The 14,244-nt window shown below is 65.8% G+C and carries 14 protein-coding genes; 5 read left to right on the top strand and 9 right to left on the bottom strand.

The genetic code is table 11. From position 1 onward, the window contains the following. The 4 genes from KDB67_RS07125 to infC form a co-directional block, all read right to left on the bottom strand. The coding region (locus KDB67_RS07125) for an RNA methyltransferase (protein ID WP_291014138.1) at positions 1-555 on the bottom strand (555 nt) is incomplete at its 3' end. Positions 556-595: 40 nt separating this feature from the next. Next, positions 596-976 (bottom strand): 50S ribosomal protein L20, encoded by a 381-nt coding sequence (gene rplT, locus KDB67_RS07120; protein WP_291014136.1) that lies wholly within the window; start codon positions 974-976, stop codon positions 596-598. 50 nt (positions 977-1,026) lie between these two features. Further along, complete coding sequence (gene rpmI, locus KDB67_RS07115) at positions 1,027-1,221, bottom strand: 50S ribosomal protein L35 (RefSeq protein ID WP_005178720.1); 195 nt, start codon at positions 1,219-1,221, stop codon at positions 1,027-1,029. A gap of 114 nt (positions 1,222-1,335) precedes the next feature. Beyond that, complete coding sequence (infC, locus tag KDB67_RS07110) at positions 1,336-1,989, bottom strand: translation initiation factor IF-3 (protein ID WP_291014141.1); 654 nt, start codon at positions 1,987-1,989, stop codon at positions 1,336-1,338. A gap of 242 nt (positions 1,990-2,231) precedes the next feature. On the opposite strand from infC, the gene KDB67_RS07105 reads away from it, so the two are divergent. Both KDB67_RS07105 and KDB67_RS07100 read left to right on the top strand, forming a co-directional pair. After that, positions 2,232-2,639, top strand: a complete 408-nt coding sequence (locus KDB67_RS07105; RefSeq protein ID WP_291014126.1) for a DUF1844 domain-containing protein — start codon at positions 2,232-2,234, stop codon at positions 2,637-2,639. A gap of 37 nt (positions 2,640-2,676) precedes the next feature. After that, a complete protein-coding gene (locus KDB67_RS07100; RefSeq protein ID WP_291014124.1) occupies positions 2,677-3,006 on the top strand; it encodes a PspA domain-containing protein in 330 nt (109 codons plus the stop codon). 42 nt (positions 3,007-3,048) lie between these two features. On the opposite strand, the gene uvrA is transcribed toward KDB67_RS07100, so the two are convergent. Beyond that, positions 3,049-5,907: an excinuclease ABC subunit UvrA gene (gene uvrA, locus KDB67_RS07095; protein WP_291014122.1), complete on the bottom strand. Its 2,859-nt coding sequence runs from the start codon at positions 5,905-5,907 to the stop codon at positions 3,049-3,051. A 93-nt stretch (positions 5,908-6,000) separates the two neighbouring features. Between uvrA and KDB67_RS07090 the strand changes: the two genes are divergently transcribed. Then, positions 6,001-6,714, top strand: coding sequence for an MBL fold metallo-hydrolase (locus tag KDB67_RS07090; protein ID WP_291014120.1), 714 nt, complete (start codon positions 6,001-6,003; stop codon positions 6,712-6,714). 48 nt (positions 6,715-6,762) lie between these two features. Next, positions 6,763-9,108 (top strand): ATP-binding domain-containing protein, encoded by a 2,346-nt coding sequence (locus KDB67_RS07085; RefSeq protein WP_291014117.1) that lies wholly within the window; start codon positions 6,763-6,765, stop codon positions 9,106-9,108. A gap of 12 nt (positions 9,109-9,120) precedes the next feature. On the opposite strand, the gene KDB67_RS07080 is transcribed toward KDB67_RS07085, so the two are convergent. Beyond that, positions 9,121-9,561, bottom strand: coding sequence for a universal stress protein (locus KDB67_RS07080; RefSeq protein WP_291014115.1), 441 nt, complete (start codon positions 9,559-9,561; stop codon positions 9,121-9,123). 238 nt (positions 9,562-9,799) lie between these two features. Further along, complete coding sequence (gene uvrB / locus KDB67_RS07075) at positions 9,800-11,956, bottom strand: excinuclease ABC subunit UvrB (protein ID WP_291014113.1); 2,157 nt, start codon at positions 11,954-11,956, stop codon at positions 9,800-9,802. 75 nt (positions 11,957-12,031) lie between these two features. Here uvrB and KDB67_RS07070 point away from each other — a divergent pair, with 75 nt between their 5' ends. Beyond that, positions 12,032-12,562, top strand: a complete 531-nt coding sequence (locus KDB67_RS07070; RefSeq protein ID WP_291014110.1) for a DUF402 domain-containing protein — start codon at positions 12,032-12,034, stop codon at positions 12,560-12,562. Between the two features lie 13 nt (positions 12,563-12,575). Here KDB67_RS07070 and coaE read toward each other — a convergent pair whose 3' ends face one another. Both coaE and KDB67_RS07060 read right to left on the bottom strand, forming a co-directional pair. Beyond that, positions 12,576-13,472, bottom strand: a complete 897-nt coding sequence (gene coaE, locus KDB67_RS07065) for a dephospho-CoA kinase (RefSeq protein ID WP_291014107.1) — start codon at positions 13,470-13,472, stop codon at positions 12,576-12,578. Positions 13,473-13,590: 118 nt separating this feature from the next. Continuing rightward, the coding region (locus tag KDB67_RS07060; protein ID WP_291014104.1) for a S1 RNA-binding domain-containing protein at positions 13,591-14,244 on the bottom strand (654 nt) is incomplete at its 5' end.

Below are 14,244 nucleotides of genomic sequence, written 5' to 3'. Positions count from 1 at the left end.
GGCGGCGCGAATCCGGTTCAGGCCGTCGGTGATCGACCGTTCCCGGACGATCGGCAGGTGGAAGACGCTTCCGGCGCTGGACCGGACGCATTTGCCATTGTGCGGGTCGACCGAATCACCGAGCAGCACAACGGCATCGGCGCCCATCGCGTCGGCGCAGCGGATGATGGTGCCGACGTTGCCGGGCTCGCGGGCCTCGACGGCCACGGCCAGCAGGCGTGGTTTCGCCGCCAGCACCTCAACCAAGTCGGCGTCGAGCAGGTCGCATACCGCGAAGATCCCAGGCGGAGTCGTCGCCTCGGACAGTTTGGTGACGGCCTTGTCCGAGAGGTACAGGACGTCCACCCCACGAGAAGCGGCTTCAGCCACAACATCCTGGTGACGCTCCGCGTCGTCGGCCCGTACCAGCACGACGACAGCGCGGCCGGAGTCGAGCGCGGCGGTCACCGAGTTGGCGCCCTCCACGAGAAATCGTCCCTCGTTACGCCGCACCGACGAACGATGCAGCTTCGCATATGACACGACCCGCGACGAACGTTCGCTGAGAACGTCCATCGCGGGTCGTTGAGCGTTGTTGTCTATGACAACTCGCCTATCAGGCAGCCGGGGCGTTGACGTCTGCCGGCAGTGCCTTGCGGGCCACCTCGACCAGCGCGGTGAAGGCCGCGGGATCGGTGACGGCGATGTCGGCGAGCACCTTGCGGTCAACCTCGACACCGGCGGCCTTGAGGCCCTGGATGAAGCGGTTGTAGGTGATGTCGTTGGCGCGGGCAGCGGCGTTGATACGCGCGATCCACAGCTTGCGGAACTCACCCTTGCGGGCGCGACGGTCCCGGTATGCGTAGGTCAGCGAGTGGAGCTGCTGTTCCTTGGCCTTGCGGTACAGGCGCGACCGCTGGCCGCGGTAGCCCTTCGAGGCCTCGAGCGTTGTCCGACGCTTCTTCTGGGCGTTGACGGCCCTTTTCACGCGTGCCATGTCTTAAATCCTCTTAACTCGTCAGAAATCTGGTCTCAAGCGGGCCGCGGTCAGCGGTTCAGCAGGCGCTTGATGCGGGGGGCGTCGTTCTCGCTGACGACGGCGACGCCGTCGAGACGGCGAGTGCGGCGCGAGGACTTGTGCTCCAGGAGGTGGCGACGGTTGGCCTTCTGGCGCACGATCTTGCCGCTGCCGGTCACCTTGAATCGCTTCGCGGTGCCCTTGTGGGTCTTGCTCTTCGGCATGAATATTCCTTCATTCGAGCGAACGGGAACGCGCGCCGGTCACCCGGTGCGTTCTCGTTCGCAGGGACTGCTGCTGTCGTCGGCGGTGTTGCGCAGGCCGACGATGATATGTGGCTAGGTGGTCGGTGCTGCGCTGCCCGGACCCGGCTGCTGCGGTCTCGGACCGCGCTCCTGCTGGGCCCTGACCCTGGTCTTGGCGCCCTTGTGCGGGGCCAGCACCATCGTCATGTTGCGACCGTCCTGCTTGGCGGAGGTCTCGACGAACCCGTACTCGGCGACGTCGTTGCCCAGACGCTGCAACAGTCGGTATCCGAGTTCGGGACGAGACTGCTCACGCCCGCGGAACATGATGGTGACCTTCACCTTGGACCCGTCCTTCAGGAACCGGACGACGTGACCCTTCTTGGTCTCGTAGTCGTGGTCGTCGATCTTCGGACGGAGCTTCTGCTCCTTGATGACGGTCATCTGCTGGTTGCGGCGCGCCTCGCGCTGCTTCTGGGCCGCTTCGTACTTGAACTTGCCGTAGTCCATGATCTTGCACACGGGCGGCCGGGCGTCCGGCGCGACTTCTACCAAGTCCAGGTCGGCCTCGTAGGCCAGGCGAAGCGCATCTTCAACACGCACGATGCCCACCTGCTCCGAATTGGGTCCGACGAGACGGACCTCCGGTACGCGGATGCGCTCGTTGATGCGGGTCTCAGTGCTGATGGGGCCTCCTTGATCAAAACTTTCATGGTGACCGCCGGGGGCTGCTCGGCAGGGCCGCAGGAGATGCGCACTCAGCACAAGAGCCCCGGGACAGATGTCCACAGGGCTCCGATACCGACCGGTTCACCGACACATCTGTCGGCCCGAACCCACGCACACCTGATGCGATGCGACATGGCTCGGCTGGGAACCGGACCGTACAACTTCGGTGACGGAATCGCCGTGTCGTGACGGTGGGAGCGGAACTCCACTTGCGACCCCGGCAAGAACCGGGGCGGTCGTACTGTGGGAGTCTAGCAGCCATGACCTCAAACTCCTATTCGTCACCAGGGGATACACCCGAGGGCGACGCCGTCGGTGCCGGAGACGAGACTCTGCAGACCGTCGATGACAACGTCCGCGATCTCGCCGATATTCCGGCCATCGAGGTCATCACCAGGTCCGTCGTGATGCTGATGAGCGCGGCCGCCGAGAAGCTGGGCCTGGCCGAAGGTGCCTCCGACGACGTCGTCGATCTCGACGAGGCCCGCAAACTGATCACTGCCCTCGCCGGCCTGGTCGATGCGTCCAAGGCCGACCTCGGGCTGCACGCGGCCCCGGTCCGCGACGGGCTCCAAGGGTTGCAGCTCGCCTTCCGCGAGAAGAGCGCCTACCCCGACGCGCCCGGCGACGGTCCCGGCGAGAAGTACACGGGACCGGTTCGCGGATAGCCGTGGCGGCACACCGCGCACACGTACGCTGGACGATGTGACCACACCCGAATCAGCCGGCGGCACCGATCCCGACGTCGTGGACGCCGAGGTCATCGAGCAGCCGATGGCATCCTCCTCCGCACCGGCGCTTCCCGGTGCCGACGCGTCGACGGCACTTCCGGACCCGGACTATTCCGCAGCCGGGGTGCCGTCGTTCGACTTCGTCCGCGACAAGATCGAGAAGCGCGTGGCCACCGCGATCGGTTCGGAGGTCCTCGCCGAGTCCTCCACAAAGGGACAGCAGGCCGACGAGGCACTCCGCAAACGCACCGAAGCCGCCAAGAAGAAGCTCGATGAGATCCGCAAGTCGATGGGCGGGGCCTGAGCCGTCTCAGGCGAATCTGCCGAGCAGAGCCGACGCCGGCGGCTACCCTTCCAGGATCTCGGCGAGGAACTTGCCGGTGTAGCTTTCGGCTACCGTCGCGACGTCTTCCGGATCGCCTTCGGCCACGACGGTGCCGCCGCCGACACCGCCCTCGGGACCCATGTCGACGATCCAGTCGGCGGTCTTGATGACGTCGAGGTTGTGCTCGATGACGATCACCGAATTTCCTTTGTCGACAAGGCCGTTGATCACCTTGAGCAGCTTCTTGATGTCCTCGAAATGCAAGCCGGTGGTGGGCTCGTCAAGGATGTAAATGGTGCGGCCGGTGGAACGCTTCTGCAGTTCGGCGGCCAGTTTTACACGCTGGGCCTCACCACCGGACAGGGTCGGTGCAGGCTGCCCGAGCCGCACATAGCCGAGCCCGACGTCGACGAGTGTGCGCAGGTACCGGTGGATCGAGGTGACGGGTTCGAAGAAGTCCGCGGCCTCCTCGATCGGCATGTCGAGGACCTCGGAGATGGTCTTGCCCTTGTAGTGCACCTCAAGGGTTTCGCGGTTGTACCGTGCACCGTGGCACACCTCGCACGGTACGTACACATCGGGCAGGAAGTTCATCTCGATCTTGATGGTGCCCTCACCCGCGCAGGACTCACAGCGCCCGCCCTTGACGTTGAACGAGAACCGGCCCGGCTGGTAGCCGCGCACCTTGGCCTCGGTGGTGGCTGCGAACAGGGTGCGGATCTTGTCGAACACGCCGGTGTAAGTAGCCGGATTGGATCGGGGGGTACGGCCGATCGGTGACTGGTCAACCTGCACCAGCTTGTCGAGGTGTTCCAGGCCCTTCACCCGGGTGTGCCGGCCGGGTACCTGCCGGGCACCGTTGAGCTTGTTCGCCAGCACGGTCGCCAAGATGTCGTTGACCAGCGTCGACTTACCCGACCCCGACACGCCGGTGACCGCGGTCAGCACCCCGAGCGGGAACGCCACCTCGATACCGCGCAGATTGTGTTCGCGGGCCCCGACGACGACGAGCTGTTTCTTGCGGTCGATCGGCCGCCGGACCTCGGGCACCGGTAGCGTGTCCCGGCCCGACAGATAAGCGCCGGTCAACGACTTGCGGTTCTTGAGCAGGTCCTGGTAGCTGCCCGAATGCACCACTTGACCGCCGTGCTCGCCGGCCAGCGGACCGATGTCGACGATCCAGTCGGCGGCGCGGATGGTGTCTTCGTCGTGTTCTACGACGATCAGTGTGTTGCCCAGATCCCGCAACCGCGTGAGGGTTTCGATGAGGCGCCGGTTGTCACGCTGATGCAGACCGATCGACGGCTCATCGAGCACGTACAGCACCCCGGCCAGGCCCGACCCGATCTGAGTGGCCAGCCGGATACGTTGCGCCTCACCACCGGACAGCGACCCCGCCGCCCTTGCCAGTGACAGATATTCCAGCCCGACGTCGAGCAAGAAGCGGATACGGGCCTGCACTTCCTTGAGGACGCGGCCGGCGATCGCCTGCTGACGCTCGTCGAGTGCGAGTCCGTCGAGGTAGTCGGCGCAGTCGGCCACCGACATCGCACAGACATCGGCGATGGACTTGGCCCCCAGCGCAGGATGGTCGAGGGTCACCGACAGGATCTCGGGGCGCAGCCGGGCACCGGCACACGACGGGCACGGCACGTCGCGCATGTAGCCCTCGTAGCGTTCCTTCATCTGCTCGGACTCGGTCTGATCCATCCGGCGGCTCAGGAACGACATCACCCCCTCGAACTCCGTGTAGTACGAGCGAGTGCGGCCGTACCTGTTGCGGAACTTGACGTGCACCTGATGGTCGCTGCCGTTCAGGATCGCCCGTCGCGCCTTGATCGGCAGCCTCTTCCATGGGGTGTCGACGCTGAAACCCATCTCGTCGGCGAGCCCGGACATCAAGCGCAGGAAGTAGTCGGCGTTGTGGCCGCTCGACCATGGTGCGATGGCTCCCTCGGTCAGGGACAGCTCCGGGTCGGGTACCACCAGGTCCTCGTCGATCTCCTTGCGCACTCCGAGCCCGTCGCAGTCCGGGCACGCACCGTAGGGCGAGTTGAAGGAGAACGACCGCGGTTCGAGGTCGTCGATGGCGATGGGATGCCCGTTGGGGCAGGCCATGCGTTCGGAGAAGCGGCGTTCGCGGTCCGGGTCGTCCTCCTCGCGGTCGACGAAGTCGAGCACGACGATGCCGTCGGCCAGGCGCAGCGCCGTCTCCACCGAGTCCGTGAGCCGCTGTTTCGCCGACGCCTTGACCACGAGACGATCCACGACCACCTCGATGTCGTGCTTCTCCTGCTTCTTGAGCGTCGGCGGGCTGGTGAGCTGATGCACCACCCCGTCGACGCGGGCACGTGAGAAACCCTGTGTCTGCAGTTCGGCGAACAGGTCGACGAACTCGCCCTTGCGGGTGCGCACCACCGGCGCGAGTACCTGGAACCGGGTGCCTTCACCCATCTCCAGCACCTGGTCGACGATCTGCTGCGGGGTCTGTTTGGCGATCAGTTCGCCGCATTCGGGGCAGTGCGCCTTACCCGCCCGCGCGTACAGCAGACGCAGGTAGTCGTACACCTCGGTAATGGTGCCGACAGTGGAGCGGGGGTTGCGATTGGTGGACTTCTGGTCGATCGACACCGCCGGCGACAGACCCTCGATGAAGTCGACGTCGGGTTTGTCCATCTGCCCGAGGAACTGCCGGGCATAGGCCGACAACGATTCGACGTAGCGGCGCTGGCCTTCGGCGAAGATCGTGTCGAACGCGAGCGACGACTTGCCCGACCCGGACAGCCCGGTGAAGACGATCAGGCTCTCGCGTGGCAAATCCACGTCGATTCCGCGCAGGTTGTGCTCGCGCGCCCCGCGAACGATCAGACGGTCAACCACTGGCACTTCCTCAACTCACTAGGCGAACAGACGTGCGATCGGCTCTCCACTGTACCCCGCATCGGGTGCTGCTCCGCGGGATAACCTGACCACATGAGCACGCAGCCCACAGCCATCTCCGACACATACACCGGTGACCTGTCACAATCACCCGATCCGCAACGGCGCACGCTGGATTCGGCGACGATCGTGAAGTTGTCCGTCGGCCCGATGGACAACAACGTGTACATCGTGACCAGCCGCGCGACCGGCGACCAACTCATCATCGACGCCGCCAACGACGCGGACCGGATTCTCGCGACGGTGGCCGCCACCGGCGGGCGCCCCGCGCTGCTGTTCACGACGCATCACCACTTCGATCACTGGCAGGCATTGACCGAAGTCGCGGCTGCCCTGAAGGTGCCGACAGCGGCGGGTCGTCTCGACGCGGCCGAGCTTCCCGTCACCCCCGACCGCCTCGTTGACGACGGCGACCGGATCGTCGTGGGCGACCTCACCTTGGATGCTATCCACCTGGTGGGGCATACCCCTGGATCGATCGCGCTGGCGCTGACCGACGGCGATCGGGGTGAGCGCAGCGACGGGGGTGGTTTCACCGTGCACCTGTTCACCGGCGACTGTCTGTTCCCCGGCGGGGTCGGCAAGACCTGGAAGGACGGTGACTTCGAGATTCTCCTGGAGGACGTGTCCGAGAAACTGTTCGGCCGCTACGGCGACAACACCGTGATCTACCCGGGGCACGGCAAGGACACCACGCTGGGAGCCGAAAGGCCGCACCTGGACGAGTGGCGCGAGCGTGGCTGGTAGGAACTCGTCTCGCCGGGGTACGGCCGATTCGCGGGTAAACTGGATCGAATGTGCGTCTCAGATGGGCCCGGATCAGCGGTGACCACCCAGCACGACGATCTCGGCACAGCCGACGGTTCTGACTCAGGGGTGATCTCTGTGTCGCCCGTCGCAGTGGAGCAGGAGCATCTCGACCTGACGTATGCGCGTCTGGACCGGATGCGTGCCACGACCAACCGGCGGCTCGCGGCAGCCCTGCGGGAGGATGGCGACTCCCCTCAGGCATTGTCCGAACGTGAGTCGTACGAACGCCTGTACACCGAGGATCTCACCAAATTCGATGCGGCCGAACACAATCTGTATTTTGGCCGACTTGATCTCGATGACGGCGAGATCCGGCGTATCGGGCGCATCGGCATCCTCGATGACGACGACGCCGACAGCACCCTGCTGCTCGATTGGCGCGCTCCCCTCTCGCGCCCGTTCTATCTCGCCACCCCGGCAGCCCCCGAATCGGTGGAGATGCGGCGCCACATCCGGACTCGCAACCGCACGGTACGGGCTGTCAACGACGAGTACCTGACCGGCGATCGCGCCGGCGCTGATCCCTCGTCGCACGGTGATGTGGTCAACGAGTCGGCATTGGTCGCCGCACTCAACGCCGCCCGCACCGGCGAGATGACCGACATCGTCGAAACGATCCAGCGCGAGCAGGACATCATCATCCGGTCGACGCACCGCGGTGTGACCGTCATCCAGGGCGGCCCGGGAACGGGCAAGACGGCGGTGGCATTGCACCGTGCCGCGTACCTGCTGTACACGCATCGGGACACTTTGTCGCGCAGCGGAATCCTGATCGTCGGACCCAACGACGACTTCCTCGAGTACATCGGTCAGGTGCTGCCGTCGCTGGGCGAGTCGGGGGTTCTGCTGTCGACGATCGGCGACTTGTTCCCGGCGGTGAGCGCGGGGGCCACCGACAGCCGCGAGGCCATGGCGGTCAAGGGCAATCTGCGCATGGTGGACGTGATCAAACGGACGGTGCGCTCCTACCAGTCCCTGCCATCGAGTCCGGTGCCGGTCACGTTCGACACCTACGAGGTGCAGATCACTTCGGATCTGGTGAAAACGGCCCGCGCCAAGGCCCGTGGCTCCCGCAAGGCACACAATCAGGCGCAGCGGATCTTCGTGCGGGCCGGGCTCGACGGCCTCGCACACGCCCACGCGCGAACGATCGGCGCCAGCCTGATCGACGGTTCGCAGCTCCTGAGTCCCGGCGACATCTCCGACATCCGGGACGAGATGGCACAGGACCCCGATATTCGGAGGGAACTGCTGCGCTTCTGGCCGACGCTGTCGCCCCTCGATGTCTTGCGCGATCTGTACGGCGATCCGGCCGCGATCCGTCGGGCCTCCCCCGGCTGGTCCGACTTCGACCGCGATGCCCTCCACCGCACCACCGCGGCACGACCCGAGGGCGCCGACCTGTCCCCTGCCGACGTCCCGCTGCTCGACGAGATCGCCGAGCTCATCGGTTTCGGCACCGAGGACGACGAGCGAGAGCAGCAGGCCCGTTGGCGCAGGCAGCTCGCCGAGGCTCAGGAGGCGCTCGACATCCTGACCGGCTCGGCACCGCAGGACCTCGAGGACGACCTCGATCCCGAGATTCTGATGGCCTACGACCTGATCGACGCCGAACAACTCGCACAGCGCCAGACCCGGCGCCGCAATCTCACCACCGCCGAACGCGCCGTCGGCGACCGGCAGTGGGCGTTCGGTCATGTGATCGTCGACGAGGCGCAGGAGTTGTCGGCGATGGCGTGGCGGATGCTGATGCGGCGGATTCCCAACCGCTGGATGACGATCATCGGGGACACCGCCCAGACCGGCGATCTCGCCGGCACCCGATCGTGGCAGGACGTGCTGGAACCGTACGTGGCCAAGCGGTGGCAGCTGCGTGAGCTGACGGTCAACTATCGCACTCCCGCCGAGATCACGCGCTACGCCAATCGCGTTCTGCACCACATCAATCCGGAACACTCGCCGCCGACATCGTTGCGCAGCAACGGAATAGAGCCGTATGCGGTCATGGGCTCGCCGCTGGCCGCGGCGGTCGTCGGGGCGCTGGGCGACTGGCCGGGCCTGACCGCGGTCATCGCACCCGACGACGAATGCGCCCCCATCATCGCCGCGCTCGACACCGGTGTCGCGGCAACCGCCGATGTGCGGGTGCTGACGGTGACGACGTGCAAGGGCCTCGAGTTCGACAATGTGGTGGTCGTCGAACCTGCGGCGATCCTGCGGCAGTCCCCACGCGGTCACAGCGACCTCTACGTGGCTCTCACCCGCGCAACACAGCGGCTCGTCGTTGTGCACGACGAGCCGCTGTGTGAAGAACTGTCAGATCTGCCCTGAGACGGGCAGAGCCTACGTGGTGTGGACGATCAGGACGTCCGAGGCCGACTTACGCGCGACGTCGGCGGGAACCGAACCCAGCAGACGTCCGGCGATCGAGTTGAGTCCGCGGTTGCCCACAACCAGCAGGTCGGCCGAGACATCGGTGACCAGTTGCAGCAGAGCGTCGACCGGGGCGCCCTTGACCGGACGCAACACCACGTTGACGGCGCCGGCCTTGGCGGCACGTTCCTTGGCCGTCCGCAGCACCTCTTCAGTGGGCGTGGAGCCCTGGATCTGGTAGGCCTCGTCCTTCAAGATGTCGGCAGCCTCGCCCGGTCCCCGGTCATTGGGAAGGTACGCGCATGCGATGACGAGTTTGCCGTCCCCGGCCAAAGCACCCGCACGTTCCACCGCCCTCAGCGACGACTCAGAACCGTCGGTGCCGACGACGATCGTTTGGTATGCGCTCATCCATATCCTCCATAGCTCGGCTTGTCGCCATAGGTCGATTATCACCGGCCGGTCGACCGGCTGGAGTGCCAGGTGGATATGCCCGCCTGACGAACCCCTTGATTCGCGACAGTAGCGGGAGGGTAACAGTTTTGTCGCCGATTCGTGGCGATCAGCACATCGGCACGCCGATAGTCATCCAGAACGGACCATGTGTCCGCTGACTCCCGGACCACCATGGCATGACTTGCCGGGGACACTACCGGATACCGGCCGCGTCCATACCCCGAAGTTCCTTCTTCAGGTCGGCGATCTCGTCGCGTAGCCGGCCTGCCAGTTCGAACTGCAGGTCACGGGCCGCACTCATCATCTGTTCGGTGAGCTGGCCGACGAGATCGGCCAACTCGGCACGCGGCATCGCCGACGTGTCACGCTTCTCGATCACCCCGGCGCTGCCCTTCGCTTTGGAGACCTCGCCCTGGGCACGACGGCCCCGGCTCGCGTTACGGCCCGAACCGCCGACCGCCACCGTGTCCTCGGCCTCCCGGTACACCTGATCGAGAATGTCGGCGATCTTCTTACGCAGCGGCTGCGGGTCGATGCCGTGTTCGGTGTTGTAGGCGATCTGCTTCTCGCGGCGCCGCTCTGTCTCCTCGATGGCATTGCGCATCGAGTCGGTGATCTTGTCGGCGTACATGTGCACCTGCCCGGACACGTTGCGGGCGGCGCGGCCGATCGTCTGGATCAGCGAGGTGGTGCTGCGCAGGAATCCCTCCTTGTCGGCGTCGAGGATCGCCACCAGCGACACCTCCGGCAGGTCGAGGCCCTCGCGGAGCAGGTTGATGCCCACCAGCACGTCGTACTCGCCGGTGCGCAGCTGACGCAGCAACTCGACACGGCGTAGCGTGTCGACCTCCGAATGCAGGTAGCGCACCCGGATACCGAGTTCGAGCAGATAGTCGGTCAGATCCTCGGACATCTTCTTGGTGAGCGTGGTGACCAGCACCCGTTCGTCACGTTCGGTGCGCACCCGGATCTCGTGGATCAGGTCGTCGATCTGCCCCTTGGTCGGTTTGACGATCACCTCGGGATCGACCAGGCCCGTGGGCCGGATCACCTGCTCGACGAACTCGCCCTGGGACTGTCCGAGCTCGTACGCCCCCGGCGTGGCCGACAGGTAGACGGTCTGCCCGATCCGGTCGACGAACTCGTCCCAGGTGAGCGGCCGGTTGTCGACGGCCGACGGCAGCCGGAATCCGTAGTCGACGAGGTTGCGTTTGCGGGACATGTCGCCCTCGTACATCGCGCCGATCTGCGGCACCGTCACATGCGACTCATCGATCACCAACAGGAAGTCGTCGGGGAAGTAGTCGATGAGCGTGGCCGGCGCGCTACCGGCCGGACGGCCGTCGATGTGCCGCGAGTAGTTCTCGATGCCCGAGCAGAATCCCACCTGCCGCATCATTTCCAGGTCGTAGCTGGTGCGCATCCGAAGTCGTTGTGCCTCAAGCAGTTTACCCTTGGCCTCCAGATCGGCGAGGCGCTGCTCAAGCTCCTCCTCGATGCCGGCCATCGCCTTCTCCATCCGCTCCGGTCCCGCAACGTAGTGCGTGGCCGGGAAGATCCGCAGCGAATCCACCTCCCGCACGACATCTCCCGTGAGCGGATGCAGGTAGTAGAGCGCCTCCACTTCGTCACCGAAGAACTCGATGCGCACCGCGAGTTCCTCGTACGACGGGATGATCTCGACGGTGTCGCCGCGGACCCGGAAGCCGCCACGCGTGAACGACATGTCGTTGCGCGTGTACTGCACGTCCACCAGCAGCCGCAGCAGCGCGTCACGGTCGACGTCCTGCCCCACCGACAGCTCGACGGACCGGTCCAGATAGGACTGCGGTGTACCCAGACCGTAGATGCACGAGACCGACGCGACCACCACCACGTCACGCCGCGAAAGCAGATTGGACGTGGCCGAATGCCGCAGCCGCTCCACGTCGTCGTTGATCGAGGAGTCCTTCTCGATATAGGTATCGGTCTGCGCGATGTACGCCTCGGGTTGGTAGTAGTCGTAGTACGAGACGAAGTACTCGACGGCGTTGCCCGGTAACATCTCACGCAGTTCGTTGGCCAGCTGCGCGGCCAAGGTCTTGTTCGGTGCCATCACCAGGGTGGGCCGCTGGACCCGTTCGATGAGCCAGGCGGTGGTAGCCGATTTACCTGTACCCGTCGCACCGAGCAGCACGATGTCCTTCTCCCCGGCCTTCAGCCGCCGTTCGAGATCGTCGATCGCCTGTGGCTGGTCGCCCGCCGGCTCGTACTCGCTGACCACCTCGAAGTCCCCGCCGGTGCGGGCGATGTCGCCGACGGGCCGGAACTCGGAATGCGCGATCACCGGATGTTCTGCTGCAAACGCCATAGCGCCAGGGTAAACCCGATCTAGGACAGGTTCGTTCCTCAGCAGTCGTCAGACCCGCCCGATAGGGTTTCGACCATGACCGACGCAGTGCACCCGCCCAAGTACGAGGTCTTCGACGTCCCCGCGATGACCAACACCGACAACAAGGGCTTTGTGCGTCCGGTGCAGGAGTACCGCGAGACTTCGTACGGCCTGTACATGTCGCGGACGGCCGACCACGCCAAGTTCAATCACATGCAGACGTGGCTGCTCCCTGCGCTGGGATTGCGCGCCAACATCTTTCACTTCACCGAGGGACACCGGCCGGGGCAGCGTCTCTATATCGATGTCGGCCGGTTCCGCGGTCCCGACGACGCCGGTCGCTGGCATGCCACCGACTGGTATCTGGACCTGGTCGACGTGCCGCCGCGGCCGCTCGAGCTGATCGACGTCGACGAGTTGTTCGACGCCTGTTCGGCCGGCCTGCTCAGTACCGCGGATGCGCAGGAGGCGGTGTTCGTGGCGACTCGCGCGCTGGTGGGTGCGGCCGACCACGATCACCGCGTTCAGGACTGGCTCGACGCGCAGGTCGGTGATCCTCTGACCTGGCTCGATTTCGAGCGCTGACCGGCTATCGGGCCTACGTGGTGACGCTCACCGCTGCGGGCCGACCGGCATCGGCCGAGATGAACTGTCCCGGCGCCGCGGCGGCGAAGCCACCGGCCGGCAAGGCCCGGGCAATCGCCAGCGCTGCGTCGTCGTCTCGGGCGACCACGTGCACAGACGTCACCGGGTCGCTCGATCGCACCTCGACCGTCGTCGCGTTGGCGCCGCACAGTGCCCACAGCCGGTTGGTCAGGCGCGAGCTGAGCGATGCCTGGTCGGGATCCTGCGCGACCAGCGCCGGGTCCGGCGTCACGACCTGCCCCAGTCGCACCGCGGCTTCGAGCGGGACCAGCCGCTCATCCCACAGCCGCGCCGCCGCGTCGGCGAGTTGCTCCGGTGTACCCGAGTTGTCGAGCCAGGCGTCGGCGACCGCGCGCCGTTGATCGTCGGTGGCCTGGGCGGCGATCCGGGCGCGCGCATCGGCCTCGTCGAGGCCGCGGGAGGTGGTGAGCCGGTGGACGCGCAGTTCTTCGTCGGCCCCGACGATCACCACGAAATGGAAGAACGGTGCCGAATGATTCTCAACGAGCAGTGGGATGTCTTGCACCACAATCGCATCCGTGGGCGCAGCATCGAGGAGCGCCTGGGTGCGCGCGCCGATCAGCGGGTGGGTGATGGCGTTGAGCTTCTGCCGCTGCTCGTCGTCGGAGAACGCCTTCGCCGCGAGCGCAGGCCGGTCGAGCGATCCGTCGGCGGCCAGGATCTCCTGCCCGAAGGCGTCCACCAGTTGGCGCAGGCCTTCCGATCCCGGTTCCACCACCTCGCGGGCGATCTTGTCGGCATCGATAAGGTACGCGCCCCGGTCGGTGAACGTCTTGGCAACGGTCGACTTGCCCGCGCCGATGCCCCCGGTCAATCCCACTCTGATCACGCCGTCCAGTCTGGCAGACCGGTATGTCCGCGATCACAGTGGTACGTGTCGGTACGCCGATGACAACAGCGCCCCGGCTCGTGGTGAGCCGGGGCGCTGTTGCTATGCGGTGATGCGATCAGGCGTTGCCCGAGAGCTTCTCGCGCAGTGCGGCGAGCTGCTCGTCGCTCGCCAGCGAACCGCCCGACGATGCGCCGGTCGAGGACGACGACGATCCGCCACGGTTGCCACCCTCAGAGGAGGACGACGAGTAGTCCGACGGTGCGGCAGCGGCCTCGGCGGCTGCGGCGGCGAACTTCTCCATCTGGGTGGTGTGCATCTTGTGGCGACGCTCGGCCTCGGCGTAGCGGGCTTCCCATTCCTTCTGCTGGGTTTCGAAGCCTTCGAGCCATTCGTTGGTCTCGGCGTCGAAGCCCTCGGGGAAGATGTAGTTGCCCTGCTCGTCGTAGCTGTCGGCCATGCCGTACTTCGACGGGTCGAACTCTTCGGTGTAGTCCTCGTTGGCCTGCTTGAGGCTCAGCGAGATCCGGCGACGCTCCAGGTCGATGTCGATGACCTTGACCATCGCGTCGTCACCGACGGACACGACCTGATCGGGCACCTCGACGTGGCGCTCGGCCAGCTCGGAGATGTGGACCAGACCCTCGATGCCCTCGTCGACGCGGACGAACGCACCGAACGGCACCAGCTTGGTGACCTTGCCGGGCACGATCTGACCGATGGCGTGGGTGCGGGCGAACTGACGCCACGGGTCTTCCTGGGTGGCCTTGAG

The organism is Gordonia sp. (in: high G+C Gram-positive bacteria), assembly GCF_020438995.1.
Lineage (GTDB): Bacteria > Actinomycetota > Actinomycetes > Mycobacteriales > Mycobacteriaceae > Gordonia.
This window is presented reverse-complemented; position numbering and strand designations above follow the sequence as displayed.

What these genes read in the sequence shown, in the direction of transcription:
- rplT (WP_291014136.1), bottom strand. Translation starts at nt 976, where the DNA reads ATGGCACGCGTGAAAAGGGCCGTCAACGCCCAGAAGAAGCGTCGGACA.
- rpmI (WP_005178720.1), bottom strand. Translation starts at nt 1,221, where the DNA reads ATGCCGAAGAGCAAGACCCACAAGGGCACCGCGAAGCGATTCAAGGTG.
- KDB67_RS07105 (WP_291014126.1), top strand. Translation starts at nt 2,232, where the DNA reads ATGACCTCAAACTCCTATTCGTCACCAGGGGATACACCCGAGGGCGAC.
- KDB67_RS07090 (WP_291014120.1), top strand. Translation starts at nt 6,001, where the DNA reads ATGAGCACGCAGCCCACAGCCATCTCCGACACATACACCGGTGACCTG.
- KDB67_RS07085 (WP_291014117.1), top strand. Translation starts at nt 6,763, where the DNA reads ATGTGCGTCTCAGATGGGCCCGGATCAGCGGTGACCACCCAGCACGAC.
- KDB67_RS07080 (WP_291014115.1), bottom strand. Translation starts at nt 9,561, where the DNA reads ATGAGCGCATACCAAACGATCGTCGTCGGCACCGACGGTTCTGAGTCG.
- uvrB (WP_291014113.1), bottom strand. Translation starts at nt 11,956, where the DNA reads ATGGCGTTTGCAGCAGAACATCCGGTGATCGCGCATTCCGAGTTCCGG.
- KDB67_RS07070 (WP_291014110.1), top strand. Translation starts at nt 12,032, where the DNA reads ATGACCGACGCAGTGCACCCGCCCAAGTACGAGGTCTTCGACGTCCCC.